The organism is Azospirillum sp., assembly GCF_035628975.1.
In the GTDB taxonomy this organism is placed as follows: Bacteria; Pseudomonadota; Alphaproteobacteria; order Azospirillales; family Azospirillaceae; genus Azospirillum.
Genome location: NZ_DASPIS010000067.1, coordinates 58215 through 84184 on the forward strand (window position 1 = coordinate 58215; position 25970 = coordinate 84184).

Annotated in this window: 25 protein-coding genes; 9 read left to right on the forward strand and 16 right to left on the reverse strand. The window is 67.5% G+C overall.

Annotated elements, in window-relative coordinates; all coding sequences use genetic code 11:
- Positions 1 to 85 precede the first annotated feature (85 nt).
- The 8 genes from VD964_RS15320 to VD964_RS15355 form a co-directional block, all read right to left on the reverse strand.
- Positions 86 to 1537, reverse strand: coding sequence for a methyl-accepting chemotaxis protein (locus tag VD964_RS15320; protein WP_324869417.1), 1452 nt, complete (start codon positions 1535 to 1537; stop codon positions 86 to 88).
- Between the two features lie 14 nt (positions 1538 to 1551).
- The gene (locus VD964_RS15325; RefSeq protein ID WP_324869418.1) at positions 1552 to 1866 is read right to left on the reverse strand and encodes a hypothetical protein; all 315 of its coding nucleotides are present in this window, start codon (positions 1864 to 1866) and stop codon (positions 1552 to 1554) included.
- Positions 1867 to 2281: 415 nt separating this feature from the next.
- Entirely contained in the window at positions 2282 to 3106 is an 825-nt protein-coding gene (locus VD964_RS15330) for an acyl-ACP desaturase (protein ID WP_324869419.1), read from the reverse strand.
- 259 nt (positions 3107 to 3365) lie between these two features.
- Positions 3366 to 3782, reverse strand: a complete 417-nt coding sequence (locus VD964_RS15335; protein WP_324869420.1) for a F0F1 ATP synthase subunit epsilon — start codon at positions 3780 to 3782, stop codon at positions 3366 to 3368.
- 145 nt (positions 3783 to 3927) lie between these two features.
- The gene (gene atpD, locus VD964_RS15340) at positions 3928 to 5349 is read right to left on the reverse strand and encodes a F0F1 ATP synthase subunit beta (RefSeq protein WP_324869421.1); all 1422 of its coding nucleotides are present in this window, start codon (positions 5347 to 5349) and stop codon (positions 3928 to 3930) included.
- Positions 5350 to 5434: 85 nt separating this feature from the next.
- Positions 5435 to 6322, reverse strand: a complete 888-nt coding sequence (locus tag VD964_RS15345) for a F0F1 ATP synthase subunit gamma (protein ID WP_324869422.1) — start codon at positions 6320 to 6322, stop codon at positions 5435 to 5437.
- Between the two features lie 87 nt (positions 6323 to 6409).
- Positions 6410 to 7939, reverse strand: a complete 1530-nt coding sequence (atpA, locus tag VD964_RS15350) for a F0F1 ATP synthase subunit alpha (protein WP_014248784.1) — start codon at positions 7937 to 7939, stop codon at positions 6410 to 6412.
- Entirely contained in the window at positions 7939 to 8508 is a 570-nt protein-coding gene (locus tag VD964_RS15355) for a F0F1 ATP synthase subunit delta (protein WP_324869423.1), read from the reverse strand. The genes atpA and VD964_RS15355 overlap by 1 nt, the downstream gene beginning before the upstream one ends.
- Positions 8509 to 8891: 383 nt before the next feature.
- Between VD964_RS15355 and VD964_RS15360 the strand changes: the two genes are divergently transcribed.
- On the forward strand, positions 8892 to 9275 hold the full coding sequence (locus VD964_RS15360) for a hypothetical protein (protein WP_324869424.1): 384 nt from the start codon (positions 8892 to 8894) through the stop codon (positions 9273 to 9275).
- Between the two features lie 151 nt (positions 9276 to 9426).
- On the opposite strand, the gene VD964_RS15365 is transcribed toward VD964_RS15360, so the two are convergent.
- On the reverse strand, positions 9427 to 9933 hold the full coding sequence (locus VD964_RS15365) for a cache domain-containing protein (protein WP_324869425.1): 507 nt from the start codon (positions 9931 to 9933) through the stop codon (positions 9427 to 9429).
- A gap of 196 nt (positions 9934 to 10129) precedes the next feature.
- Entirely contained in the window at positions 10130 to 12436 is a 2307-nt protein-coding gene (locus tag VD964_RS15370; protein WP_324869426.1) for a primosomal protein N', read from the reverse strand.
- A gap of 105 nt (positions 12437 to 12541) precedes the next feature.
- On the opposite strand from VD964_RS15370, the gene fsa reads away from it, so the two are divergent.
- The 4 genes from fsa (at position 12542) to VD964_RS15390 (ending at position 17379) form a co-directional block, all read left to right on the forward strand.
- Positions 12542 to 13198 carry a fructose-6-phosphate aldolase gene (gene fsa, locus VD964_RS15375; protein WP_063635338.1) on the forward strand — a complete coding sequence of 219 codons (657 nt, stop codon included), beginning with the start codon at positions 12542 to 12544 and terminating at the stop codon, positions 13196 to 13198.
- Between the two features lie 17 nt (positions 13199 to 13215).
- Positions 13216 to 13938, forward strand: a complete 723-nt coding sequence (locus VD964_RS15380) for a DUF484 family protein (RefSeq protein WP_194909774.1) — start codon at positions 13216 to 13218, stop codon at positions 13936 to 13938.
- Positions 13935 to 14885, forward strand: a complete 951-nt coding sequence (locus VD964_RS15385; protein ID WP_324869427.1) for a tyrosine recombinase XerC — start codon at positions 13935 to 13937, stop codon at positions 14883 to 14885. Before VD964_RS15380 ends, VD964_RS15385 begins: the two co-directional genes overlap by 4 nt.
- A gap of 313 nt (positions 14886 to 15198) precedes the next feature.
- Complete coding sequence (locus VD964_RS15390) at positions 15199 to 17379, forward strand: methyl-accepting chemotaxis protein (protein ID WP_324869428.1); 2181 nt, start codon at positions 15199 to 15201, stop codon at positions 17377 to 17379.
- Positions 17380 to 17481: 102 nt separating this feature from the next.
- On the opposite strand, the gene lpdA is transcribed toward VD964_RS15390, so the two are convergent.
- Positions 17482 to 18879 carry a dihydrolipoyl dehydrogenase gene (gene lpdA / locus VD964_RS15395; RefSeq protein ID WP_324869429.1) on the reverse strand — a complete coding sequence of 466 codons (1398 nt, stop codon included), beginning with the start codon at positions 18877 to 18879 and terminating at the stop codon, positions 17482 to 17484.
- Between the two features lie 159 nt (positions 18880 to 19038).
- On the reverse strand, positions 19039 to 19626 hold the full coding sequence (locus VD964_RS15400; RefSeq protein WP_324869430.1) for a Uma2 family endonuclease: 588 nt from the start codon (positions 19624 to 19626) through the stop codon (positions 19039 to 19041).
- Positions 19627 to 19799: 173 nt separating this feature from the next.
- Here VD964_RS15400 and VD964_RS15405 point away from each other — a divergent pair, with 173 nt between their 5' ends.
- Positions 19800 to 19958: an entericidin A/B family lipoprotein gene (locus VD964_RS15405; RefSeq protein ID WP_014248797.1), complete on the forward strand. Its 159-nt coding sequence runs from the start codon at positions 19800 to 19802 to the stop codon at positions 19956 to 19958.
- A gap of 172 nt (positions 19959 to 20130) precedes the next feature.
- Here the strand turns inward: VD964_RS15405 and VD964_RS15410 are convergent, their stop codons facing one another.
- From VD964_RS15410 to rfaE1, 3 genes are all read right to left on the reverse strand, one after another.
- The gene (locus VD964_RS15410; RefSeq protein WP_324869431.1) at positions 20131 to 20505 is read right to left on the reverse strand and encodes a DUF6481 family protein; all 375 of its coding nucleotides are present in this window, start codon (positions 20503 to 20505) and stop codon (positions 20131 to 20133) included.
- 188 nt (positions 20506 to 20693) lie between these two features.
- Positions 20694 to 20903, reverse strand: a complete 210-nt coding sequence (locus tag VD964_RS15415; RefSeq protein WP_149222407.1) for a cold-shock protein — start codon at positions 20901 to 20903, stop codon at positions 20694 to 20696.
- Positions 20904 to 21100: 197 nt separating this feature from the next.
- Positions 21101 to 22546 carry a D-glycero-beta-D-manno-heptose-7-phosphate kinase gene (rfaE1, locus tag VD964_RS15420; protein ID WP_324869432.1) on the reverse strand — a complete coding sequence of 482 codons (1446 nt, stop codon included), beginning with the start codon at positions 22544 to 22546 and terminating at the stop codon, positions 21101 to 21103.
- A gap of 118 nt (positions 22547 to 22664) precedes the next feature.
- On the opposite strand from rfaE1, the gene VD964_RS15425 reads away from it, so the two are divergent.
- The 3 genes from VD964_RS15425 to VD964_RS15435 all read left to right on the forward strand — a co-directional run bounded on the left by VD964_RS15425 (position 22665) and on the right by VD964_RS15435 (position 25316).
- Entirely contained in the window at positions 22665 to 24134 is a 1470-nt protein-coding gene (locus VD964_RS15425; protein WP_324869433.1) for a HAMP domain-containing sensor histidine kinase, read from the forward strand.
- Positions 24135 to 24166: 32 nt separating this feature from the next.
- Complete coding sequence (locus VD964_RS15430; RefSeq protein WP_310111745.1) at positions 24167 to 24442, forward strand: hypothetical protein; 276 nt, start codon at positions 24167 to 24169, stop codon at positions 24440 to 24442.
- A gap of 91 nt (positions 24443 to 24533) precedes the next feature.
- The gene (locus tag VD964_RS15435) at positions 24534 to 25316 is read left to right on the forward strand and encodes a methyltransferase domain-containing protein (protein ID WP_324869434.1); all 783 of its coding nucleotides are present in this window, start codon (positions 24534 to 24536) and stop codon (positions 25314 to 25316) included.
- Positions 25317 to 25337: 21 nt separating this feature from the next.
- Here the strand turns inward: VD964_RS15435 and VD964_RS15440 are convergent, their stop codons facing one another.
- Positions 25338 to 25961: a ParA family protein gene (locus tag VD964_RS15440; RefSeq protein ID WP_324869435.1), complete on the reverse strand. Its 624-nt coding sequence runs from the start codon at positions 25959 to 25961 to the stop codon at positions 25338 to 25340.
- Positions 25962 to 25970: the final 9 nt, after the last annotated feature.

Below are 25970 nucleotides of genomic sequence, written 5' to 3' on the forward strand. Positions count from 1 at the left end.
CCGTTTGGGTGTTGGTGGTTGGAGCGGAAGGGGTAGCGCAGTCCGCCGGCCGCCGCCAGCCCCCTCCCGCCCCGTCCTCACCGTTTCACGCCGCGCGGATCGAGGTGGCGAGCGACGCCACCTCGCTCTGCAGTTGGGCGGCACTCCGGCGCACCACGTCCAGCCGCCGCTCCATCGCCTCCGCCGCGGAACCGGAACCGTCGGCGACCGCGCGCACCCCTTCCACCGTCATCGCCAAGCCACGGGCTTCCTCCGCCGTGGTCTGGATCTGGCCGATGATCGACTGGGCGGCGACACCCTGCTGCTCGATCGCCCCGGCGATTCCCACGGTCACTTCATTCATGCTGCCGATGGTGTCGACGATCTCGCCGATGGCCTGTGCGGTGCGCCGGGACGAAGCCTGGATGTCCGCCACCTGCCGGGCGATGTCGTCGGTCGCCCGCGCGGTCTGGCTGGCCAGCTGCTTGACCTCGCCGGCAACGACGGCAAAGCCCTTGCCCGCCTCCCCGGCCCGCGCCGCCTCGATGGTCGCGTTGAGAGCCAGCAGGTTGGTCTGGCTGGCGATGTCGCCGATCAGGTGGGTGATGTCTTCGATCTGGGCGGCGGTGCTTTCCAATAGGGAGACGATCTCCCGTGTCGCCGACGCCTGCCGGCTGGCGGTGGAGACGATGCCGGTCGCACGGTCGAGCTGTCCGCGGATGATGCCGGTCGATCCGGCGAGCTGATCCGCCGCCACCGTCATGTCATGCGCCCGTTCCACCGCCCCGCCGATGGAACGCAAGGCGTCACCCAACTGCACGCGCGTGCTGCCGATGGTGGAGGCAACGGCTTGAGAGTCGCCGCTCAGCGCATCGGACACCGTCAGGATCTGGTCGGCGGAGGTGCCGATCACCGCCTGCAGTCTGCCGGCCACCTCGGTCAGGGTACGACGGCGCTCCTCGCCCGCGCGTTCCTCCGTCGCCCGCTGCTCGGCGGCCAGCAGCTCGGCCCGGCGACGTGCCTCCTCGGCGGTGGCCAGTGTCGCCTCCAGGCTGTTCAGCAGGCCCTGCCCTTTCCAGGCGACTGCCACCAGAACCGTCACCTCCACCAGAACCGCCACCGCGTGGTAGAGCACCCGCACAAGGTTCCCGCCTTCCGGCAGCAGGGCATAGGGCAGGGCGAAATTCAGGACCAGATGATGGCCGGCTACGGCCAGAGTCGCCATCACCAACGCGCCGACATCGATGAAGGCGATCAGCGCCGCCAGATTGGCGAAGAACAGGAAATGCAGATCGACCTGCCAGGGCTGTCCCTGCCCCACGGCAACGACCAAGGCGCTCTGAAGCATCAGCGCCACCGCCGACAGGCTGCGCCGCGTGGCACCATTGGCCGAGAGCCGGCCCAGCGTCGCGCCGGCCGTGACCAGCAGTGCCAGGGCCGGAATGACCCACCCGCGGTCCATCGACCAGGAGAACAGGGCCAGGATCGGCACATAGCTCCACAGATAGGCGAGAATCGCCCACTCGCTGGCGGCGCGCAGGCGGTCGAGATTGTTCATGGAGTGGCTCCGGGTCATGACTGGGGACGGCGCGGGTCCGCGCATCCGGCAAGAAGCGGATCGAGCAGCAGCCAGGCGCCATGCTGGTGGAGGGAAGCGGCGAAGTCCGGATGCGCCGACGTGGCGACGATGATGTTCGCAAAGGGGCCGCCGCGCAGCGGGGTTCCGCCGGCCGCCGACACACGCGCCATCGCCTCGGCCAGCGTCGTGCCGGGAGCGAATACCGCGGCGACCGGTTCGGTTGGCTCACCCGCGCCGGACACCGCCAACGGCAGGGCGGCGGCACCGGCCAGAAGCAGGAGGATGGCGGGAAGATAGGAGCGGATCATCGGCGGCGGACATCCATGCGCATACGAACGGATATGTTCACAGCGATCGTTACGCAGCGCCTGCACGCCTGGATCTCAGGCTTGGCCTAAAATTCGATCCGCAACAAGGCGGATGCGCCAAGCAGATGATGCCTATGACGGCATCCGAACCCAATCGTTACGGCTGATCTGCGGCGCTGAACACATCCGCTGAACAGAGCGTAGCAGTAAACAGATTGGGGATTTTTCATTTCATCAACGCCGCCCCTGGTGTTTCCCCCAATGGCGGCGGATGACCTCTTGCACATCACGTGACAGAGGCGAAAAGAACAAACCAGTTCTTTGAAAGATAACGACCGCATGATGCCAACCCACCACCCGAAGGCCGGCATCGGCGCGACGGGGGTGGGCAAGGGAACCGGCAGGCCCGATGCAGTCAGACCGCTTGGGCGGCCAGCTTCCTGGCTTGGCGGTCGATGAACCACCAGGCCCCACGCGAGGCCACGCTGCACAGCCGCGAGTGCGGCTTCAGGCCACAGGCCTTGAACACCATGGCGATGGCGCGGTCGACGTGCTTGCGGCGGTAGCGGCCGAACGCGCGGCGCTTGTAGGCGGCGTTGTAGACCTTGTGCTCGTACGCGGCGTCGGCCGGGGCGTTGGCGGCGTAATAGGCATAAGCCAGCTCGTCATCCTCGGACTCGCCGATGCGCGACAGCGCCACCTTCAGGCGCTGGACCTTGTTCAGCCCCTCACGGTCCAGGTACTTCTTGGCGTAGGTGTAGAAGATCTTGTAGTGGCGCAACTCGTCGGCGGCGATGTTGCGGCAGATCTCCTTCAGCACCGGCTCGTCGGTCGAATCGCCGATGGCGGCGTAATAGGAACTTGTGCCGGTCTCCACCATGCAGCGGGCGATCATCTCGCCGGTGCGCGATCCACGCACCGAGGCGTCGAGGTCGATCGGCACGCGGTAGCCGGCGCGGAAGCGCTCCACCGCCGCCCGGAAATCGAAGGTCGGGTCGACCAGTTCGGCCCAGCGGCCCAGCGCCTCGCCATGCTGGACCTCCTCGACCGCCCAGCCGCGGGCGACCTCCTGGAACTCCGGATCGTCATTGAAGACGTTGCACAGATAGGCCGTGTAGTCGTCGGCATTGAACTCGACCAGAGCCGCCGCCTTGATCAGGGGGACCAGGTCGGGATCCACCCGGCCGGCATCGAAACGGTCCCAGGGAAGCTCATCGATCCGCCAATGCGCACGCGCCATGATCCGCTCTGCCGCCTCGTCTTGGGCCGCCCTGGCGGCGGCCGTTTCCAGTATCGGGTAGGGTCTGTTCCCGTGTCCCCACCAGTGCCGTCGGGGTGCGGCGGGGCTTGCGGTTCAGGCCTTCGAATGTAATTCGTCTTTTCGGCGATGCAACCGAGTCGCAACGGAAACGGGCGGCCTGGAAGCCCAAGCCGCCCGTTCGACCGAAGAGATGTATGCCGTCTGCCTCGGGAAACCCCTGCGCCGACGGACTTTCCGCTCAGTGAGCGGAAGACTGGCTCAGCGCGTCCAGCTTGGCGCGCGCGACGGCCAGCTTGGATTCGGCAGCGGCGCGCTCGGCGTCCGACTTGCTGTCGTCCAGATCTTCGGACAGGTCCTTGATCTGCTTCTCGACCGCGGCGCGGTCCAGGTCGGTCAGCGCCACCGCTTCCTCGGCCAGCACGGTGCAGCGGGCCTCGGTGACCTCGGCGAAGCCGCCGGCGACGAAGACGCGGTCGACCACGCGGTCGCCCTCATAGACGTCGATGACACCCGGACGCACGGTCGAGATCATCGGCGAGTGACCGGCGAGCACGCCGAAATCGCCTTCCGAACCCGGCACCACGACCATGTCCACGGGCTGCGACTTCAGCAGCTTTTCCGGCGAGACCAGCTCGAATTCGACTTTATCGGCCATGGGTTTCCTGGTGCCTCTTCATAGGAACCCCCTCCCCCGATGACGGGGGGAGGGGGTGTGCTGATGTCGATTTCCGCCCGGCCTTCTCAGGCCCCTTCACAAGGCCGATGGAGCCGGGTCGGAATGCCGCAATCCCAGGTGGGGATCAGGCGGCGGCCAGCTTCTTGGCCTTGGCGATCGCCTCGTCGATGGTGCCGACCATGTAGAAGGCGGCCTCCGGCAGATGATCGTAGTCGCCGTTCACGATGCCCTTGAAGCCCTTGATGGTCTCCTCGAGCGGGACCAGCACGCCCGGGGTGCCGGTGAACACCTCGGCGACGTGGAACGGCTGCGACAGGAAGCGCTGGATCTTGCGGGCGCGGGCCACGACCAGCTTGTCCTCTTCCGACAGCTCGTCCATGCCCAGGATGGCGATGATGTCCTGCAGCGACTTGTAGGTCTGCAGAACCTTCTGCACCGAGCGGGCGACCGAGTAGTGCTCCTCACCGACGACGCGCGGGTCGAGGATGCGGCTGGTCGAGTCGAGCGGGTCCACGGCCGGGAAGATGGCCATTTCGGCGATCGAGCGCGACAGCACCGTGGTGGCGTCCAGGTGGGCGAAGGAGGCGGCCGGGGCCGGGTCGGTCAGATCGTCGGCGGGCACGTAGATGGCCTGCACCGAGGTGATCGAGCCCTTCTTCGTCGAGGTGATGCGCTCCTGCAGGGCGCCCATGTCGGTGCCCAGCGTCGGCTGGTAACCCACCGCCGACGGGATGCGGCCCAGCAGAGCCGACACTTCCGAACCGGCCTGGGTGAAGCGGAAGATGTTGTCCACGAAGAACAGCACGTCCTGGCCTTCCTCGTCGCGGAAGTATTCCGCGAGCGTCAGGCCGCTCAGCGCGACGCGGGCGCGGGCGCCCGGCGGCTCGTTCATCTGGCCGTACACCAGGGCCACCTTGGAACCCGGGCCGTCGAGCTTGATGACGCCCGATTCGATCATCTCGTGGTAGAGGTCGTTGCCCTCGCGGGTACGCTCACCCACGCCGGCGAACACCGACACGCCGCCGTGCGCCTTGGCGACGTTGTTGATCAACTCCATGATCGTCACGGTCTTGCCGACGCCGGCGCCGCCGAACAGGCCGATCTTGCCGCCCTTGGCGTAGGGAGCCAGCAGGTCGATGACCTTGATGCCGGTGATCAGCACTTCGGCGTCCGTCGACTGGTCGACGAAGTCCGGGGCCTGACGGTGGATCGGCAGCGAGCGGGCGGCGTTGACCGCGCCGCGCTCGTCGATCGGCTCGCCGATGACGTTGATGATGCGGCCGAGCGTCTCCGGGCCGACCGGCACGGCGATCGGCGCGCCGGTGTCGGTCACCTCGGCGCCACGCACCAGACCGTCGGTGCTGTCCATGGCGATGGTGCGGACCGTGCTCTCGCCCAGGTGCTGCGCCACTTCCAGAACGAGGGTCTTGCCGTCGTTCTGGGTGTGCAGCGCGTTCAGGATCGCCGGCAGGTCGCCGTCGAACTGCACGTCCACGACGGCGCCCGTGACCTGCGTGATCTTGCCGACAGAATTGGTGGTGGCCATGGAGTAAAGCTCCCTAGGAACTCGGTAAGTGTCGGTATGCCGTCGCCGGCGCAAATAGGCTGGACGCTACGTGCGGATGCGGCCGTTACAGGGCCTCGGCACCGGAGATGATCTCGATCAGCTCCTTGGTGATGTAGGCCTGGCGCGTCCGGTTGTAGGTGATCGTCAGCTTGTTGATCATGTCGCCGGCGTTGCGCGTCGCGTTGTCCATCGCGGTCATCCGGGCGCCCTGTTCGGACGCGGCGCTCTCCAGGAGGGCGCGGTAGATCTGGATGGACAGGTTGCGCGGCAGCAGTTCGGCGAGGATCTGCTCCTCGTCCGGCTCGAACTCGTACATCGCCTTGGCCTCAGCACCGGCGGCCTCGGCGGCCTCGGTGGCGACGGCGAAGGGAATGAGCTGCTGAACCGTGACGATCTGGGAGATCGCCGACTTGAACTTGTTGAAGATGACCGAGCAGACGTCGAACTCGCCGGCATCGAACATCGCCAGCACCTTCGTCGCCACCATGTCGGCGTCGCTGAAGCCGAGCCGGCGGCGGCCGACATCCTCGTAGCTCTCGACGATCAGGGAGGCGAACTCGCGCTTCAGCTGATCGCGGCCCTTGCGGCCGACGGTCAGCAGCTTGACGGTCTTGCCTTCGCTCTGCAGGCGCGTGATCTGGCGCTTGGCCTCACGGACGATGGAGCCGTTGAAGGCGCCGCACAGACCGCGGTCGGAGCTGATGACGACCAGCAGGTGCACCTTGTCGGCGCCCGTCCCGGTCATCAGCTTCGGGCCGTTGCCGCTGTCCTGCACGTTGGCGGCCAGGGAGGACAGCATGCGGCCCATACGCTCCGCGTAGGGACCGCTGGCTTCCGCCTGGTCCTGAGCGCGGCGCAGCTTGGAAGCCGCAACCATCTTCATGGCCGAGGTGATCTTGCGCGTCGACTGGACGCTCGAGATCCGGTTCTTTAGGTCCTTGAGGTTAGGCATGCCGGCCCTTCAATTCCGCTCGAGGTCGTTCCGTGACCGTCTCTACAAGACGGTGGGGGGCGGTCTCCCGCCCCCGCGCGCGGTCGGTCAGGCGAAGACCTTGGCGAAGCCGTCGAGGAACGCCTTCAGCTTCTCTTCGGTCGCCGAGGTGATCTGCTTGTCGGTGCGGATCGCCGCCAGGATATCGGCGCCCTTGGCGCGGATTTCCGACAGGAACTTGGCCTCGAAGCGGTTCACGTCCTCGACGCGGATGGCGTCCAGGTAGCCCTTCACGCCGGCGAAGATCGAGACGACCTGCTCTTCGACGGGCAGCGGCTGGAACTGGCCCTGCTTCAGCAGTTCGGTCAGACGGGCGCCGCGGGCCAGCAGGCGCTGGGTCGAGGCGTCGAGGTCCGAGGCGAACTGGGCGAAGGCGGCCATCTCGCGGTACTGCGCGAGTTCCATCTTGATGGTGCCGGCGACCTGCTTCATCGCCTTGATCTGGGCGGCGGAGCCGACGCGGCTCACCGACAGACCGACGTTGATGGCGGGGCGGATGCCCTTATAGAACAGGCCGGTTTCCAGGAAGATCTGACCGTCGGTGATCGAGATCACGTTGGTCGGGATGTAGGCGGACACGTCGCCGGCCTGGGTCTCGATGACCGGCAGGGCGGTCAGCGAGCCGTTGCCGTGGGCGTCGCCCATCTTGGCGGCGCGCTCCAGCAGGCGGCTGTGGAGGTAGAACACGTCGCCCGGGTAGGCTTCGCGGCCCGGCGGACGGCGGAGCAGCAGCGACATCTGCCGGTAGGCGACGGCCTGCTTCGACAGGTCATCGTACACGATCAGGGCGTGCATGCCGTTGTCGCGGAAATACTCGCCCATCGTGCAGCCGGTGTACGGCGCCAGGAACTGCAGCGGAGCCGGCTCCGACGCGGTGGCGGCGACGACGATGGAGTATTCCATGGCGCCGGCGTCTTCCAGGGTCTTGACGATCTGGGCGACGGTGGAGCGCTTCTGGCCGACGGCGACGTAGATGCAGTAGAGCTTCTTGCTCTCGTCGTCGCCCTGGTTGATCGGCTTCTGGTTCAGGAAGGTGTCGATGACGACGGCGGTCTTGCCGGTCTGGCGGTCACCGATGATCAGCTCGCGCTGGCCGCGCCCGATCGGAACCAGGCTGTCGACGGCCTTCAGGCCGGTCTGCATCGGCTCGTGCACCGACTTGCGCGGGATGATGCCGGGGGCCTTCACCTCGACGCGCTTGCGCTCGACGTTGACCAGCGGACCCTTGCCGTCGATCGGGTTGCCCAGGCCGTCGACCACGCGGCCCAGCAGGCCACGGCCGACCGGAACGTCGACGATGGTGCCGGTGCGCTTGACGGTGTCGCCTTCCTTGATGCCGCGGTCGTCGCCGAAGATCACGATACCGACATTGTCGGTCTCGAGGTTCAGCGCCATGCCCTGCAGGCCACCCGGGAACTCGACCATTTCGCCGGCGCGGACGTTGTCCAGGCCGTGCACGCGGGCGACGCCGTCACCCACCGACAGGACCTGACCAACCTCGGCGACATCCGCCTCGGTCCCGAAATTCGCGATCTGCTGCTTGAGGATCGCAGAGATTTCTGCGGCGCGGATATCCATCAGACTGATCCCCCTGAGGCCTTCATGGCGAGTTGCAATTTGTTCAGCTTCGTGCGCACCGAGGTATCGACCATGCGCGAACCGAACTTAACGATCATGCCGCCGATCAGCTCCGGATCGACGGAGGTGTTCACCAGCACCTTGGAACCGATGGACGCCTTGAGCGCGTCGATGACGGCGTTGCGCTGGGCGTCGTTCAGCGGCTGGGCCGTCGTGACCTGCGCCGTGACCTCGCCGCGGCGCCGGGCCAGTTCGGCCAGGAAGCCTTCGATCATCCCGTCGATCGCGAACAGGCGGCGGTTTGCCGCCACGAGCCCGATGAAGCGCTTGGTCAGCTCCGACAGGCCGGCGCCGTCCAGGACGGCGGCCATGGCCCTGCCCTGATCGGCACGGCTGATGACGGGGCTGCGGACGAGGCGACGGAGGTCAGCGCTCTCGGCCAGGATCTGCTTCAGCGTGGTCAGATCGCTCGCGACCGTGTCCAACGCCTGGTTTTCGTCCGCAAGCTCGAACAGCGCGATGGAGTAACGCGCGGCGAGTTCGGATACGCCTGTTCCTTCGGATGCCACCTGATCCCTCGAATTGAGTTCGGTAGACGGTGAATTCGGCGGCCTTATAGGGTGTCAACCCGAGGCACAAACACCCCGGCCGCGAAAGCGAGCGGTCCAATATCACAGGAATCGCGCCTACGCAACGGGGTCTGGACAATTTGACTGCGGCGTTTTGAGCAACTGCGGAATCATTGGTCGCAACTGCGCTCGCCAATGACTCGAGTCGGCCTCGACTGGTCATACCGGCTGTGACTTCGATGTGGCCCCAATCTCAGCTTAATTCAAGGTTAACCAATCTGATCCACGGTCGAACCGAACCGCCCAGCCGGCCGATCCGCCACCGTTTCCGGTCGTTTCGCCACGCTCGAGGCCGGTCCAGAGAGACCAGGGGCCCTTCCGCCATGACCATCCTGCCGACGCCAGATCCTAGTGCCGATACCGTTGCGATCGCCGATGCCGGCACCGGGTCCCGGCCGTCGAACGTCATCCAATTCTGCCGCGCCCGTTTCACTCCGGAAGACCTGGACGCCTTCTCGGCGGTCGCCGAACCGAAGCTGAGCCACGGCCATTGGGCCGGCGTGCTGCGCGAGTCGGGCCGCGACCATGACCGCCTGCTGGTGCTTCTGCCCGAGGTGGACCGCCCCGTCTTCCGCTTCGAACGCGACGCCAAGGGGCGCTACAGCCTGTCCTTCCACGACCGTTCCGGCTGGTACGGCATCGGAGCCGGCGACAGCGCCGCCGAATGCCTGTCGATCTGGCGCCCGCGCCGACCGCGGGCGCCGTGACCACCGGACGGACTCCAGCCGGCTCACGATCGCCGTCCGCTGAATTCCACCATGTAAAAAAGTGACGTGCGGCAGGATGCCGCATGAGTTCCACTGACAAGGCGGACCGTCGAACCGCACCTTCGTCCGGCCGGTCTCCGCAGCTCTCCGCTTATCGATAGACCCCGACCGCCAGCATGTAGGGCTTGCCGTTCAGCACCAGACGGCGGGCGTGCATCGTCTTGCGCGCGACCTGCCCGGTCAGCGGATCGATCCACTGATAGGTGACGTCGGTGCGTCCGTCGCGCGCCACCCCGGCCAGCGCCTCGCGGATGAAGGGCTTGCCGTCGACGTCGCGCAGATCCTGCAGGTCCGACCCGTTCAGCGTCGCGGTCCAGCCATGGGCGATCATCACGCCCTTGTCGTCCAGCAGCATCGGGTAGAGGTCGCGGTCGATGTAAGCGCTATCATGACCGGCAAAGGCTTCGGCCGCCGCATCCGGGCCGATCCGCTCCAGCAGATGCTGGGCACGGTCGATCATGGTCAGCGCCTCCGCATCCGTGCCGCGGGTATGGGCCGGCGCGCCGGCGGCGAAGGCGATGACCAGCAGCAGCAGCAGAACCGGCAGCACGGTCAGCAGGGTTTGACGCTGTACGCGCAGACGAAGCTTGGAGATCATGCCGACCATCAGCCTGAACCTGTGCCTGTGATGTTTGGGTCCGGGAAGGATGTTTGGAATCGGAACCATCCCGGCCGTGGTAGTACCATGGCCGCCACGGCGCAATGGACCAAACGTCACAGGTGCCATGCCCCGCCGTCGCGGCGACCGATTCGGGTCAATTCGCCGCAGCTTCACCGGACGGCGCTAAGAACGCCTAAAGGAAGCTGTAAGGGTCGACATCGATCTGCACCCGGATGGCGGGCGGGATCTCCACCCGCTCCAGCCACTCCGCGATCAGCGGCTGCACCTGGGTGCTGCGCGGTGCCTTCAGCAGCAGCCGGCGGCGGTGACGCCCGCGCAGCAGGGCCAGCGGCGCCGGGGCGGGCCCCAGCACATGGACGTCGTCGCTGCGCGGGGCTGCGCGCCCCAACGCCATCGCCACCCGCTCCACCAGCGTCGGGTCCTCCCCCGACACGATCAGTGCCGCCAGCCGGCCGAAAGGAGGCATGCCGGCCTCCAGCCGCATCTCCGCCTCCAGCTGGTAGAAGCCGTCGCGGTCGCCGGCTGCCAGGGCCTGCATCACCGGATGTTCGGGCATGAAGGTCTGCAGCATCACCCGCCCCGGCCGCTCGCCGCGCCCGGCACGGCCGGCCACCTGATGCAGCAGCTGGTAGGTGCGCTCCGCCGCCCGCAGGTCGCCGCCATTCAGCCCCAGGTCGGCATCGACCACCCCCACCAGCGTCAGCATGGGGAAATGGTGGCCCTTCGCCATCACCTGGGTGCCGATGATGATGTCCAGCTCGTGCCGGCCGATGCTCTCGACCATCTCCTGGATGGCGCGCGGGCCGTGCAGGGTGTCCGACGCCATGATGGCGGCGCGGGCATCGGGGAACAGCTCCGCCACCTCCTCGGCGATACGCTCCACCCCGGGACCGCAGGCGGCCATCGTGCCCTCCTCCCCGCATTCCGGGCAGGCATGGGGCAAGGGCTGCTGCAGGCCGCAATGGTGGCATTGCAGCTTGCGGGCGAGCCGGTGCTCCACCAGCCAAGCCGTGCAGTTCGGGCATTGCATGCGGTGGCCGCAGGCGCGGCACAGGGTCAGCGGGGCATAGCCGCGGCGGTTCAGGAACAGCATCGCCTGCTCGCCCCCCGCCAGCGTGTCGGTCAGCGCCTTGCGCAGGCTGGGGGCCAGCCAATGCCGGGCCGGCGGACGGTCGCGCCGCAGGTCGATCAGCTCCACATCGGGCAGCACGGCGCCGCCGTGGCGGGCCGGCAGGGCGATGCGGGCATAGCGGTGGCTGTCGGCGTTGACCTTGGTCTCCAGCGACGGCGTGGCCGAGACCAGCGCGATCGGAAGCCCGCCGAGATGCGCCCGCGCCACCGCCATGTCGCGGGCATGGTAGATCGCCCCCTCCTCCTGCTTGTAGGCGGAGTCGTGCTCCTCATCGACGATGATGACGCCGAGGTCCGGATAGGGAAGGAACAGGGCCGAGCGCGCGCCGACCACCACCGGCACCTCGCCCTTCGACACCGCGCGCCAGGTGTCGCGGCGCTGCGCCCCGGTCAGTTCCGAATGCCATTCCGCCGGCGGCGCGCCGAAGCGCCGGGCGAAGCGGTCGAGCCACTGCGCCGACAGCGCGATTTCCGGCAGCAGCACCAAAGCCTGTTTGCCCTGCTCCAGCGCCGCAGAGATCGCCTCGTAATAGACCTCCGTTTTGCCCGACCCGGTGACGCCGTCGAGCAGCACGGTGGAGTAGCGACCCGACGCCACCCGTTCGCGCAGATCGTCGGCCGCCGCCCGCTGATCGGCGGACAGGGTGGGTCCGGGCCGCTGCCAGTCCGGCCGGCCGAGCCGGGTCGGCTGCAGCATCACCGGCTCCAGCAGCCCGGCTTCCGCCAGCCCACGCACCACGGTGACGCCGCAGCCGGCCTCGTCGGCCAGTTCCACCGGGGTGCGGGGAGGGCCATCGTCCAGCAATGCCAGGATGCGCTTGCGCGGGTCGGTCATCTTGAAGCCGGGCGGCGGCTCGGCCCCCTGCTTGCGCAGATAGGCCAGCATCGCCTTGGGCGGCTCCAACGCCGCCGGCACGCTGACCGCCATGCGCAGGACGAAGCCCGGCGGCGTCATGGTGTAGGCGGCGACCCATTCGACGAAGCGGCGGCCGACCTCGGTCATCGGCGGCACGTCGAACCGGCGCACCACCGCCTTCAGCCGGCCGGACTCCAGGGTCCCGGCGCCCGGTCCCCAGACAACGCCGATGACCCGGCGTGGGCCCAGCGGCACCTCGACGAAATCGCCGGGGACAAGCTCCATGCCGTCCGGCACGCGGTAGTCGTAGGCCTCGCGGAGCGGCAACGGCAGCAGAACGGCGACGCGGCGGTCCGGCCCGCGAAGCTGCGGCTTTGCCGGAACTTCGGTGGTTTCACGCGCAAAATCGCCTTCGGGCTGCCCCGTTTCGGGCGTGTCCCCAAGAAGATCCCCCTGAATGCCCGGGGCGGAACTGGCGGAAGTCGAACGCATCGGCTAGAGTGGCCTCATGTCCCGGGCACCGGGCGGGACGGCGCGTCGGTCAGCTTTCCGGCGCGGCCGGTTCCGGTCAACATCAGCAAGCATGGACCCTTCGTCATGAAGTTCTTCGTCGACACCGCCGACATCGCCGAGATCCGCGATCTGGCCGATACCGGTCTGCTGGACGGTGTTACCACCAACCCCTCCCTGATCGCCAAGTCCGGCCGTCAATTCCTCGACCTCGTGGCCGAGATTTGCGACGTCGTCAACGGTCCGGTCAGCGCCGAGGTGGCGTCCACCGACTTCGAGACCATGCTCGCCGAGGCCCACAAGATCGCCAAGATCTCCCACCGCGTCGCGGTGAAGGTGCCGCTGACCCCGGCCGGCCTGAAGGTCTGCAAGATCATCTCGTCCGAAGGGACGATGGTCAACGTCACGCTGTGCTTCTCCCCCGCCCAGGCGATCCTGGCGGCCAAGGCCGGCGCCAGCTTCGTGTCGCCCTTCGTCGGCCGGCTGGACGACATCGGCCAGGACGGCATGGGCATCATCAAGGACATCTGCGAGATCTATAACAATTACGACGCCTTCAAGACCGAGGTGCTGGTCGCCTCGATCCGCAACCCGATGCACATCGTCAAGGCCGCCCGCCTGGGTGCCCATGTGGTGACCGCGCCGGCGTCGGTGCTGAAGCAGCTGTTCAACCACCCGCTGACCGACAAGGGTCTCTCCCAGTTCGTCGAGGACTGGAAGAAGACCGGCCAGTCGATCCTGTAAGGCGGGCCGGAGCGATCATGGCCGACAGGGGCCGCGAACCGGGCCACCCCCCGCGTCAGGCGTCGACGCTCTCTTCGGAGGATGTGCGCGCCTATCTGCGGAGCCACCCGGACTTCCTGGCCCAGAACGCCGATCTGGTCCACCACCTGACCCCGCCGTCGGTCGACCGCGGGCGTGGGGTGGTGGACCTCCAGGCCTTCATGGTCGACCGGCTGCGCGCCGAGGTCCGCACCCTCAAGGACCAGCAGCGCGAGTTGATCGGCACCAGCCGGGCGAACCTGAACAGCCAGAACCGCATCCATGCCGCGGTGCTGTTCCTGCTCGACGCGCAGAGCTTCGAGCAGCTGATCCAGACCATCACCACCGACCTCGCGGTCCTTCTCGACCTCGACGTCGCCTGTCTGGTCATCGAATCCAACGGCAGCGACATTCCCCATGTCCACCGATCCGGCGTGCGGGTGGTGGAGCCCGGCGCCATCGCCGAGCGGCTGGGCCGCGCCGACGTGGTGCTGAACACCGACATCCAGGGCGATCCGGAGATCTACGGCCCCGGCGCCGGCCTCGTCCGGTCGGAGGCGCTGATCCGCATCCAGGTCTCCAGCGAGACGCCCGACGGCCTGCTCGCCTTCGGCAGCCGCGAACCCGACACCTTCCACAGCGGCCAGGGCACCGAACTGGTCGGCTTCCTCGCCCGCGTGATCGAGCGGGTGATCCGCGGCTGGCTGGAGCTGCCCGCGTGACCGAGCCTGTTTTGGGATTCTCCGCAAAGCCGGACGTTCAGGACGTGCTGGCCCACTGGCGGCGCTGGATGGAGAGCGAGAAGGCGGTTTCCCGACACACGCTGTCGGCCTACACCGCCGATGTGGGCGAGTTCCTGCGCTTCCTCACCGAATTCCGCGGCGGCTCCCCGCCCTCGCTGAACGAACTTGGCGACCTGAAGGCGGCGGATTTCCGCGCCTGGATGTCCAGGCTGGCGATGGATGGGCTGGTCGGGGCCAGCCGGGCACGCAAGCTGGCGGCGGTGCGCAACCTGTTCCGCTGGATGGACCGCAGCGGCCGCCTGCACAATCCCGCCGTCGCCACCCTGGCCACCCCGAAGGTCAAGCGCCCCGCCCCCCGCCCGCTGACGGAGATCGACGCCGACCGCCTGCTGGAGGAGGCCGAGCGCGACCGCGAGGAGCCCTGGATCGGCAAGCGCGACCGCGCCCTGTTCACACTGCTCTACGGCTGCGGCCTGCGCATTTCTGAGGCGCTGGGGCTGGCGGCCAAGGACGCGCCGCTGGGCGACACGCTGCGCGTCACCGGCAAGGGGCGCAAGGACCGCATGATCCCCGTCCTGCCGGCAGTGACGGAAGCGGTGCGTGCCTATATCGAATCCTGCCCCTTCACGCTGGCACCCGACGGTCCGCTGTTCGTCGGCACACGCGGCGGCCGGCTGAACGCCAGCGTCGCCCAGCACCAGATGCAGAAACTGCGCGCCCTGATGGGAATGCCCGACAGCGCCACCCCGCACGCCCTGCGGCATAGTTTCGCGACCCACCTTTTGGCAGACGGCGGCGACCTGCGCGCAATCCAGGACCTGCTCGGTCACGCCTCGCTTTCCACAACCCAGCGTTACACGGATGTGGAGAACGAGCAGCTGATGAACGTGTACCGCAACGCCCATCCTCGGGCGCGCAAGGGCTGACCGACGCCGGATTGCTCAACCCGATCGGCATATTCTGGTATGCGCCCCAACGTCTGACCGAATTTTCTATCGAAGCACTCGCGGTCATGCTGCAAAACGCGCAACAATCGAACTGACCGCATTCACTTTTAGGTCAATCAAACGCATTCTGCACATTGCAGAATGCTCAATAATAATGATTATCAAACTCTCTGAGACTCTAAGACTTTTGTACTGGATATCGGCGGGGGACCCTTACAAACTGTTATCGTTTGCTTAACATTTCAATTTGTTAATATTATCCCAGCGCGAATCTCACGCGGGGGAAACCGAAATGCAAATAAAATCAATCCAATCGAAGATATCCGTCCTATCTGGACTTTGCTTGGCCGGCACGGTTGCCGTACTCGTCGGTTTCGGAATCCTGTCGACACGCTCCAGCAACGAATTCGTCACGGACAACGTAGAGCGAATTCTTGAGAGCAAGACGACGGAATCCCTGCAGAACCTCGCCGCCACCCAGGCCGGTCTGCTTCGGTCGGAGTTCGACACCGCATTGAACGCCGCCCGGACCATGGCCGCCAGCTTCTCCAGCCTCGCCGATGGCAGCGCGGGCGGCCATGTCCCGTCCGACCAGCGCCGCGACGCCTTCAACGGCGTGCTTCTGTCGGTGCTGAAGCGCAACCCGCTGTTCAACGGCACCTATTCGGCATGGGAGCCCAACGCTCTCGATGGCCGGGACGAGGAGTTCCGCAACCGCCGCGAAACCGGCACCGACGCCACCGGCCGCTTCATTCCCTACTGGAACCGCGACCAGAAGGGCCACATCGCCATGCAGCCCCTGGTGGAGTATGACAGCCGCGAGCGCCATCCCAACGGCGTCATGAAGGGTGGCTGGTACATCGGCCCGCAGGAGAACGGGCGTGAAAGCGTGCTCGACCCCCTGCCCTACATCGTGCAGGGCAAGCAGGTCTTCCTGGCGACCCTCTCGGTGCCGGTGGTGATCGACGGCAAGTTCCGCGGCGTGGCCGGTGCCGACTTCAACCTCGACTTCGTGCAGCAGCTGTCGACCAAGGTCAGCGCCGCCGTGTTCGACGGCCGCAGCCAGGTGGTCATCATCAGCAACATGGGCCTGATCGTCGCCCACAGCGCACGGCCCGATTTGATCGGTCAGCCGATTTCCACCTTCGACGCCTCGTGGCAGGCCGATCTGGCGAATGTCCAGGCCGGCAAGGCCCATGTCGATATCGAAGCCTCCACCAACATGCTGCGCAGCTTCGCCCCCATCACCATGGGCAACACCGAAAAGCCGTGGGCGGTGCTGGTCCAGGTGCCGAAGGACATCGTGCTGGCCGACGGCATGGCGCTGTCCTCCGCCCTGGGCGAGCGTGCCAATTCCAACATCCTGTGGCAGATCGCCGTCGGCGCCCTGGTCGCGCTTGGCGCCGTCGCGGTGATGTGGGTGGTCGCCGGCGGCGTCGCCCGGCCGATCCGCGCCAGCGTCGCCTTCGCCGAGGGCATCGCCGCCGGTCGCTTCGACCAGACGCTCGATGTCCGCCAGTCCGACGAGGTCGGCGCCCTGGCCGACGCCCTGCGCAAGATGCTGGCGGACCTGAAGCGGATGATCGACCAGCGGGCGGAGGATCAGGCCAAGGCCGACGCCGAACGCCGCGCCGCCATGCTGCAACTGGCCGACACCCTGGAAGCCCAGGTGATGAATGTGGTGGACGGCGTCGACCGTGCGGCCCAGTCGATGACCGGCACGGCCCAGACCATGACCGCCACCGCGACCCAGACCAGCCAGCAGGCCGGCGTCGTCGCCAACGCCTCCCAGGATGCCAGCAGCAACGTGCAAACCGTCGCCAGCGCCACGGAGGAGCTGTCGGCCTCGATCCAGGAGATCGGCGAGCGGGTCAACCGCTCCGCCCAGATCGCCCGCGAGGCGGTGGAGGCTGCCCAGCAGGCCAACGGCCAGGTGCTGAGCCTGACCGAGGCGGCGGAGAAGATCGGCACGGTGGTTCAGTTGATCCAGGACATCGCCAGCCAGACCAACCTACTGGCGCTGAACGCGACCATCGAGGCCGCCCGGGCCGGTGAGGCCGGCAAGGGCTTCGCCGTGGTGGCGCAGGAGGTGAAGAGCCTCGCCAGCCAGACCGCCCGGGCGACGGAGGAGATCGCCGGCCACGTCAGCGGCATGCAGCGCGTCACCGACGAGACCGCCAGCGCCATCAAGGGCATCGGCGGAATCATCGCCCAGATCGACGAGATCTCCACCGCCATCGCCGCTGCGGTGGAGGAACAGGGATCGGCCACCGCCGAGATCGCCCGCAACGTCCAGCAGGCCGCCAGCGGCACCCAGGAGGTGACCAAGACCATCGCCGACGTCCGCAGCGCCGCCGTCGAGGCGGGTCATTCCGCCGAGACCGTCCTGTCGGTCTCCGGCCAGCTCGCCGGCGACGCCGGCCGCCTGCGCAGTGTGGTGAACGGCTTCCTGTCGACCATCCGCGCGGCGTGACGAGCGGCCCAGGCGCCATACCAAAAAGGCTCCCCCGCCAAACGGCGAGGGAGCCTTTCGTCGTTACGGACCTTGCGGACCGCGGATCAGATGGACAGGGGATCAGATGTGCAGCGGACGACCGTCCACCGCCAGGGCCGCTTCCTTAACCGCTTCCGACAAAGTCGGGTGGGCGTGGCAGGTGCGGGCGACGTCTTCGGCGGACGCGCTGAACTCCATGGCCAGCACCAGCTCGCCGATCATCTCCGACACGTTCGGGCCGATCATGTGGACGCCCAGCACCTGATCGGTGGAGGCATCCGACAGGATCTTCACGAAGCCGTCGGTGTTGCCGCCGGCACGCGCGCGGCCGTTGGCGGTGAACGGGAACTTGCCGGTCTTGTAGGCGACGCCCGCGGCCTTCAGCTGCTCCTCGGTCTTGCCGACGGCGGCGACTTCCGGCCAAGTGTAGACGACGCCGGGGACGAGGTCGTGGTTGACGTGGCTCTTCTGGCCGGCCAGCTGCTCGGCCAGCGCGACGCCCTCTTCCTCGGCCTTGTGGGCCAGCATCGGGCCTTCCACCACGTCGCCGATGGCGTAGATGCCCGGCACGTTGGTCTGGAAATGACCGTCGATCTTGACGCGGCCGCGCTCCAGCTCGACACCCACCGCCTCCAGGCCGAGGCCCTCGGTGTAGGGACGGCGGCCGATGGCGACCAGGACGGTGTCGGCCTCGATGGTCTGCGCCTCGCCACCGGCGGCGGGCTCGACCGTCAGGGCCACGCCGGCCTCGGTCACGGACGCGCCGGTCACCTTGGTGCCCAGCTTGAAATCCATGCCCTGCTTGGCGAAGATGCGCTGGGCCTGCTTGGACAGTTCGTTGTCCATGCTCGGCAGCACGCGGTCGAGATACTCGACCACCGTCACCTTGGCGCCCAGGCGGCCCCAGACGGAGCCCAGCTCCAGCCCGATCACGCCGCCGCCGATGACGACCAGATGCTTCGGCACTTCCGGCAGCGACAGGGCGCCGGTGGAGGACACCACGCGCTTCTCGTCGATGGCGATGCCCGGCAGCGGGGTGACATCCGAACCGGTGGCGATGACGATCGCCTTCGACGCGGTGATCGTGCCGACGCCCTCGACCTCGACGGTATTCGCGGCGGTGATCTTGCCGGCGCCCTTCAGCCAGGCGACCTTGTTCTTCTTGAACAGGAACTCGATGCCGCCGACGTTGTCCTTAACGACCTTGTCCTTGTGGGCCAGCATGCCCGGCAGGTCCAGTTCCACGCCGCCGACCTTGATGCCGAACTTGGCGAGGCCATGGGCCGCTTCCTCGAACTTCTCCGACGCCGCCAGCAGAGCCTTGGACGGGATGCAGCCGACGTTCAGGCAGGTGCCGCCCAGCGTGCCGCGCTTTTCCACGCAGGCAACCTTGAAGCCGAGCTGCGCCGCGCGGATCGCGCAGACATACCCGCCGGGACCGCCGCCGATCACAACGACGTCAAAAGTGCTTTCAGCCATGAGAGGCTTTCCTTTCGCCATTCTTGCTCGTTGCCAAAAGCCGTCCCATCCAGCGGGGAGGGCGCGCGGAATAATCCGCGGGGCGATTTATGCCCGCGCTCACGCCCGGTGGCAACGGGACACTTCGTCTCTGCAAGCAGGGTCGCCTAATGGACGAGGTCAGAACCCGAGGTCGCGGTAAAGCTCGGCCAGCGGTATGTCGAGGCCGGCGGTTTCCAGCACCAGCCGCCCCTCCTCCTCCAGCACCTCGGGTGCGGCGGGCCAGAGATTGTCGGCGTCGCGGCGATGCAGCTCCGCCCGGATGATCCGCGAGTCGAGGAACAGGATCTCCCGCACCGACGGCATGGCGGCATAGGCGTGCAGCTTCGCCCGCTGCGCCTTCTCCTCCGTCGGCGACAGGATCTCGATCAGCAGGACCGGTGCCGTGGTGTAGGGGATCTCCGGATCGAAGGGCTCGCAGGTCACCGCGAGGTCGGCGACGCGGTAATTGTGCGTCGGATCGAAGTGCGGACGGACGCCGGCCTCCGACAGGGCGCGGCAGCGGGTTCCGTCCCGCTTGCCCTTCTCCCGCAAAGCATCGCGCAATGCGCCGCCCAGGGCGACCTGCAGGGTGCTGTGCGCCGGGCTTGGATGCGCCTGCCCCACGATCTCGCCGTCGACCAGTTCGTATTGGGCCTCGTCACGGAACTCCATAGCCAGGAATTCGTCGACGGTCGTCAGCGGGGTGAAGCGGCGGGCGAGCGGCATGGCAGTCTCCGGTCCGGGCGCGACGTGCGGCAACACCCCAAATGTAATCCATCCCGGCACCGAAGCGAAGGGCACCCCTTTTGCGCAAGCCCCTCCCCGATCGGATCGGGAAACCTTAACGGCCCCGCTTGCGTTCCAGTGGACATCACACAGCCACCGCAACGGAGACCACCATGACCACCGTCAAGAAGTTCGCCCTGCTCGCCGTCCTGGGCACGCTGCTCGGCACCACGCTGGCCGCCTGCAACACCATGGAAGGCGCCGGCCAGGACGTGCAGGCCGGCGGCCGCGCCATCGAGCGTGGCGCCGACAACGTCCAGAAGAAGATGTAAGTCAGTATTCAGCACGGCTCCGGAAACCGATCCACCCGGAGCCGACAATGAAAAAGCCATGACCCTCATGCGTTCGATCCGAACCGCATGGGGGCATGGCTTTTTCAACGGCCGCTTTGTTCAACGACCGATTTCGCGGTTCGGATCGATTTCCGACTTCCCGCGATCCGACTCAGCGGTTCCTGGCCTTGCGCGCCGCATAGCGGGCATCGCGGGCGGCTTTCGCCTCCGCTGCCGTCGCCACTTGGCGCTTGGCCTGCTCGGCAAGCTCCTGAACCGCCAGAGCCTCGCGGGCGGCCCGCTCGGCCTGTTCGGCCTGCAACACTTCCTGTTCGGCGGCCTTGCGGGCTTCGCGCGCGGCGTTGCGTTCGGCCTCGCGGGCCTCGCGGGCGACGCGGACGGCCAGTCGCGCCTCTTCGCGCTCGGCGAAGACCGGATCGTTCACACCGGGCTGCGCCTTGAACTTTTCCAACAGCGCCTTTTTCGCGCCGGCGGCCGCACTCAGACGTTCCGAAAGCCCTGCATTCTTAAAGCCGTTCATTTCCATCCATTTCGTGAATTCGGTCGTGAATTGGCCGTGCCCGCAGGCAGGCCATCAAGCAAGTCCCGTATCGGGCAGGGCCACCGAAGGCGGCGATGCGGCGCCGGGGATCAGTGATCCCGGCTGCGGCGCTCCCGATTTCCGGTACGAAAAAGGGCGGCCGGAGCCGCCCTTCCTCTTCGAACCTGCTGCGCTCAGAGCGCGCGCAGGTTCTCGGCCGCAACCTTGCCGCGGCGCGGATCGCGAACAGCGTCGAAGGACAGCTTCTGGCCTTCACCGAGGTTGCTGATCCCGGCGCGTTCCACCGCAGAGATGTGGACGAACACGTCGGCCGTGCCGTCTTCCGGCTGAATGAAGCCAAAGCCCTTGGTGGAATTGAAAAACTTGACGGTACCGATAGCCATGGGTCAGTTCCCTTCCTGGCGTTGCCCTGCGCGAGGTTGCGCAGGCGCATCAATTTCACTTCGGGGAAGAGACCCAAATCCGTGTGACGGATCGGAATAACAAAGCCCAGAGCAACGTCGATTACCCATAGATGGGCCATGCATTGGCCGCTTACAAGTGACAATTCATACCCATGGCGACGGCCCGCCGGATTGTCTCAGCTCTTCATGCGCTTGATGGTGTTGGTCGTGCTCTGTCCTTGGACCAGTTCGGCCAGCACCACTTTGCCGCCATAGCTCTGGACGAAATCGGCCCCCACCACCGTCGCGATGGTGTAGTCGGCGCCCTTGACCAGCACGTCCGGGCGCAGCGCCCGGATCAGCGTTTCCGGCGTGTCCTCGCCGAAGATCACCACCAGATCGACGCAGCCCAGCGACGCCAGCACCGTGGCGCGCGCCGTCTCGTTCTGCACCGGCCGGCTTTCGCCCTTCAGCCGCTTCACCGATTCGTCGCTGTTCAGCCCGACTACCAGAATGTCGCAGGCCGCCCGCGCCTGCTTCAGCAGCGAGATATGGCCGGGGTGCAGCAGGTCGAAGCAGCCGTTGGTGAAACCCACGCGCTTGCCGCGCAGCCGCCAGCGCTCCGCCCGCTCCGCCGCGGTGTCGCGGGTCGCCACCTTCTCCTCGCCCTGGCGCCACTCCTGCTCGTGCAGACCGGACAGCAGCTCGGCCGAGCGGACGACCGCGGTGCCGACCTTGCCCACCACGATGCCGGCCGCCAGATTGGCCAGCCGCGCCGAGTCCACCAGATCGATCCCCACCGACAGCGCGGCGGTCAGCGTCGCCACCACCGTATCGCCGGCGCCGGAAACGTCGAACACCTCGCGCGCCTCGGCCGGCAGATGCACCGCGTCCTCGGCCGTCACCACCGACATGCCCTGTTCGCTGCGGGTGGCGACGACGGCGCCGATGCCGCAGGTGGCGATCAGGTGGCGGGCGGCGGCGATCACCTCCTCGTCCGTCCGGGCCGGCAGGCCGGTGGCCTCCATCAGCTCCTTGCGGTTGGGCGTCACCATGTCGGCGCCGCGATAGCGGCGGTAGTCGCGCCCCTTGGGATCGACCACCACCGTGCGCCCGGCCTGCCTTGCGGCGGCGATCACCGCCATCACCAGATCGTCGGTCAGCACGCCCTTGCCGTAATCGGACAGGATGACCCCGCCCACGTCGGGCAGCAACTCGCGCACCCGTTCCAGCACGCGGTCGGCGACGGTGATCGGCACCACCGTCTCGATGTCGGTGCGCAAGAGCTGCTGCTGGCCGGCAATGAAACGGGTCTTCACCGTGGTCTGGCGCCCATCCTCCACCACGATTGCGCCGTCGCTGACGCCCTCGCGCCGCAGCAGGGCCAGCAGGTCGGTGCCGATGCCGTCGCGCCCGACCACCGAAACGAAGCGGCAGGCCGCCTCCAGCGCCACGAGATTGGCGGCCACATTGCCGGCGCCGCCCAGCTTGGGCACCTCGCGCTCCACACGCAGGACGGGGATCGGCGCCTCCGGCGACACCCGGTCCACCGAACCATAGACGAAACGGTCGAGCATCACGTCGCCAAGGCAAAGCACGTTGGCGCGCGACAGGGAATCGATGTGACGGGCAAGGTCGCTCATGGCGCCTGTCTTACCAACGCCAAAGCGGTAACGCCAGCGCATCGGAGCCCTGGCGGGGGTGACGCTCGTTTGTCACCGTCGTAGGATGGCGTTCCTGCAACACACGCTCCGTTCCCCCATGCCCCGCCACACCGTCGCGACCAGCCTGTCGGCCAAGCTGCTGGTGCTGACCATCCTGTTCGTGCTGCTGGCGGAGGTGCTGATCTACACCCCCTCTATCGCCCGCTTCCGCATGAGCTACCTGGAGGAGCGGCTGGCCACCGCCCACATCGCCGCATTGTCGGTGGAGGCCGCCCCCGACCTGATGGTGACGAAGGAGCTGCAGGCGAAGCTGCTGGCCTACACCGGAACCCATGTCATCGACCTGATCCAGCCGGGCGCGCGGGTCTACATGCTGTCGCGCCCGATGCCGCCGCAGGTCGATGCCGTGTACGATCTCCGCACCACCGGCATGGGCATGCAGATCGTCGATGCCGGCCACGCCCTGCGTCTTGCCCTGGAAGGCGCCTTCGGGCCGCCGAGCAACCGGGTGATCCGGGTGATCGACCGCTCGCCCAACGACCCCGCCCAGCGCGTCGAGGTGACGATGGACGAGCGACCGCTGATCGACGCGATGGTGGAGTTCTCCCGCCGCATCCTGGCGGTGTCGGTCGCCATCTCGCTGATCGCGGCGATCCTGGTCTATCTCACGCTGCATGCGCTGCTGGTGCGGCCGATGCGGCGGCTGACCGCGGAGGTCGTCGCCTTCCGCCGCGACCCGGACGGCGCCCCGCCGCTGGTGCCGGGAGCCCGCGCCGACGAGATCGGCATCGCCGAGCGCGAGCTTGCCGCCATGCAGGGCACGGTGCGCGCGGCCCTGCGCCAGCGCGAACGGCTGGCCACGCTGGGCACCGCCGTGGCGAAGATCAACCACGACCTGCGCGGCATCCTGTCCACCGCCTCCCTCCTGTCGGAACGGCTGACCGAGAGCGCCGACCCGGAGGTGCGGCGGGTGACGCCGCGGCTGGTCGCCTCGCTCGACCGCGCGGTGGAGCTGTGCGGACAGACGCTGTCCTTCACCCGCGACGGCGTCCTGCCGCTATCCCCTGTTCCCACCGACCTGCACCGTGTGGCGGATGAGGCCGGCGCGGAGGTGCTCGCCACCGTCCACCCCGACGGCGGACGGGTCGAAGCGGAGTGGATCAACGACATCCCTACCGGCACGCCGGCGCCGGTGGATGCGGCACAACTTGGCCGCGCACTGGTCAATCTCGGCCGCAACGCGGTGCAGGCCGGCGCCGGCCGGGTGCGGATTGCGGTCCAGGCCAAGTCGGCGGGCCTGCTGACCCTGACAATCGCCGACAATGGTCCGGGACTGGCGCCGCGGGCGCGGGAGAACCTTTTCCAGCCCTTCGCCGGATCGGCCCGGGCCGGCGGGATCGGCCTCGGCCTCGCCATCGCGCGGGAGGTGCTGCGCGCCCATGGCGGGGAACTGCGGCTGGTGCGCAGCGATGCGGCCGGAACGGTCTTCGCGCTTGACATACCGCAAAGCAACAAGGAAACCGATCCGGTAGATGTTGCAGGGCACAAGTCGTTTGTGTCGCATTGATTCCGCGGGTTCCGTCCCGCAGAATCCCTTCAATGACGAAGCGTTCGCGGGAAGCCCGGCGGGGCGGGAGGCGGGCGCTTTCCCTCCACCAACGCCTTGTTCTGAAAGGACTTCGGGACGTGAAAGCCTTCTCCTACTGGATCAATCCCATCCTCGCCGGCCTCATGGCTTTCGTCGGTCTGCTCGCCTCCTCGCGCGCGGCGGACGATGCATTCGCCATCGGTGGCCTGATCGTCTTCCTCGGCTGCGTGCTTTTCATCTTCGCGTCGATCGGCCGTTATTTCGACCGCATGGGCTCCGCCCACTGACCGTACGGGCTCCGATCTGCGGAGTCCCGACAGTCGACGCGAAGGCTGGAGGGCGTAAGCCCAACAAAGCGGGTGCCACATGACACACAGCATGGCATGGGACCCTGACGCCTTCGCGACGCTCGATGTCCTGCGCCGCCGTCCCGTCATCGACCTGACGGCGGCGCTTCCCTCCTCCCTCATACCGCGCTCGGTCGTCGATCTCGGCTGCGGCGCCGGGCAGCTGTCCCGGCTGCTGGCGGCGCACTGGCCCCAGGCCGACGTGCTGGCGGTCGACCATTCGCAGGCGATGTTGCGCTGGGCCGCCGACACGCCGTCGCCCGTGCGCTATCTCCACGCCGATCTGGCGGTCTGGCGTCCGCACTGGCCGACGGATCTCGTCATCTCGGCCGGCGGGCTTCAGCATGTGGCCGGGCATGACCGGCTGTTTCCCGAACTGCTGCAATCGCTCGGCGCCGGCGGCGTGCTGGCCGTCGCCCTGCCCCGCCCGCAGGACCAGACCACCCACAGCCTGCTTCTGGAAACCGCCGCCGACGGCCCCTGGGCGGACCGGCTTCATGGCGCCTGGCCCGCGGCTCCGCTGACCGAGGGCCGGGGTTACGATGCCCAGGATTATTACGACTGGCTCGGCCCGGAAGGAGCGTCCATCGAGCTGTGGGAGACCGAGTATTTCCACGTCCTCGACGGCGACGTTCCGCTTCTGCAATGGCTGCATCAGGCGGCGCTGGCGCCGGTGATGGATCGCCTGACCGGTCCCGAACTCGACCGCTTCCTCGCCGCCTACCGCCGCCGCCTGGAGGCCGCCTATCCGGAGCACTCCAGCGGCAACACGCTGATCCCGACCAAATGGCTGTTCGTTGTGGTGCGGGTGTAGGGGCGTTCGCGTGCGACCCGCTCAAACCCCGTCGATGTAGCTCAGCAGCGGCTGCCAGTCGCCGCGGTGCTCGGCAGCGCGCTTGCCCGGCATGTCGAACAGGCTGAGGCCGCTTTCGGCCGCGTCGGCGTAGATCTGGCTGTCGCGCAGGCGGGTCACCACCTGATGGCCGATGCCGCCCAGGAAACGGTCCAGCCGGTCGGCGGCCCTGGTGCGGGCGCGCATGCGGTTGCCGACCACCGCCACCGTGGTCTTCTTCTTGGCGATGCGCTTCAACTCATCAAGCTTGGTGAGGAAGCGCTGGGTGGCCTGCTCGTCGAAGGCGCCGGGAAGCACCGGCAGCACGACGACGTCGGCCATCTTCACCAGATCCTCGATCTGCTTGGTCTTCAGCGCGGCGGGCGCGTCGATCACCAGCCGCTTGGTGCCGCGCGGTGCATCGGAGAAGTCCTTGGCCCAGTCGAGCCCGACCAGGGTCGGCGCCTGTCCCGGCCGGCGCTCCAGCCAGCCGAGCGAGGAGTGCTGACGGTCCACGTCGGCCAGCACGGTGGGCAGGCCCGCCGCGGCGGAGGCGGCGGCGAGATGGGTGGCGACGGTCGTCTTGCCGCAGCCGCCCTTGATGTTGGCGACGAGGATGGTCAGCATGGGGCCGGA

Coding starts and splice junctions, on each gene's coding strand:
- fsa (WP_063635338.1), top strand. CDS start 12,542: ATGAAGTTCTTCGTCGACACCGCCGACATCGCCGAGATCCGCGATCTG.
- VD964_RS15405 (WP_014248797.1), top strand. CDS start 19,800: ATGACCACCGTCAAGAAGTTCGCCCTGCTCGCCGTCCTGGGCACGCTG.
- VD964_RS15430 (WP_310111745.1), top strand. CDS start 24,167: ATGACGAAGCGTTCGCGGGAAGCCCGGCGGGGCGGGAGGCGGGCGCTT.
- atpD (WP_324869421.1), bottom strand. CDS start 5,349: ATGGCCACCACCAATTCTGTCGGCAAGATCACGCAGGTCACGGGCGCC.
- VD964_RS15325 (WP_324869418.1), bottom strand. CDS start 1,866: ATGATCCGCTCCTATCTTCCCGCCATCCTCCTGCTTCTGGCCGGTGCC.
- lpdA (WP_324869429.1), bottom strand. CDS start 18,879: ATGGCTGAAAGCACTTTTGACGTCGTTGTGATCGGCGGCGGTCCCGGC.
- VD964_RS15435 (WP_324869434.1), top strand. CDS start 24,534: ATGGCATGGGACCCTGACGCCTTCGCGACGCTCGATGTCCTGCGCCGC.
- atpA (WP_014248784.1), bottom strand. CDS start 7,939: ATGGATATCCGCGCCGCAGAAATCTCTGCGATCCTCAAGCAGCAGATC.
- VD964_RS15390 (WP_324869428.1), top strand. CDS start 15,199: ATGCAAATAAAATCAATCCAATCGAAGATATCCGTCCTATCTGGACTT.
- VD964_RS15365 (WP_324869425.1), bottom strand. CDS start 9,933: ATGATCTCCAAGCTTCGTCTGCGCGTACAGCGTCAAACCCTGCTGACC.
- VD964_RS15320 (WP_324869417.1), bottom strand. CDS start 1,537: ATGAACAATCTCGACCGCCTGCGCGCCGCCAGCGAGTGGGCGATTCTC.
- VD964_RS15370 (WP_324869426.1), bottom strand. CDS start 12,436: ATGCGTTCGACTTCCGCCAGTTCCGCCCCGGGCATTCAGGGGGATCTT.
- VD964_RS15330 (WP_324869419.1), bottom strand. CDS start 3,106: ATGGCGCGTGCGCATTGGCGGATCGATGAGCTTCCCTGGGACCGTTTC.
- VD964_RS15360 (WP_324869424.1), top strand. CDS start 8,892: ATGACCATCCTGCCGACGCCAGATCCTAGTGCCGATACCGTTGCGATC.
- VD964_RS15400 (WP_324869430.1), bottom strand. CDS start 19,626: ATGCCGCTCGCCCGCCGCTTCACCCCGCTGACGACCGTCGACGAATTC.
- VD964_RS15380 (WP_194909774.1), top strand. CDS start 13,216: ATGGCCGACAGGGGCCGCGAACCGGGCCACCCCCCGCGTCAGGCGTCG.
- VD964_RS15425 (WP_324869433.1), top strand. CDS start 22,665: ATGCCCCGCCACACCGTCGCGACCAGCCTGTCGGCCAAGCTGCTGGTG.
- VD964_RS15410 (WP_324869431.1), bottom strand. CDS start 20,505: ATGGAAATGAACGGCTTTAAGAATGCAGGGCTTTCGGAACGTCTGAGT.
- VD964_RS15440 (WP_324869435.1), bottom strand. CDS start 25,961: ATGCTGACCATCCTCGTCGCCAACATCAAGGGCGGCTGCGGCAAGACG.
- VD964_RS15345 (WP_324869422.1), bottom strand. CDS start 6,322: ATGCCTAACCTCAAGGACCTAAAGAACCGGATCTCGAGCGTCCAGTCG.
- VD964_RS15335 (WP_324869420.1), bottom strand. CDS start 3,782: ATGGCCGATAAAGTCGAATTCGAGCTGGTCTCGCCGGAAAAGCTGCTG.
- VD964_RS15415 (WP_149222407.1), bottom strand. CDS start 20,903: ATGGCTATCGGTACCGTCAAGTTTTTCAATTCCACCAAGGGCTTTGGC.
- rfaE1 (WP_324869432.1), bottom strand. CDS start 22,546: ATGAGCGACCTTGCCCGTCACATCGATTCCCTGTCGCGCGCCAACGTG.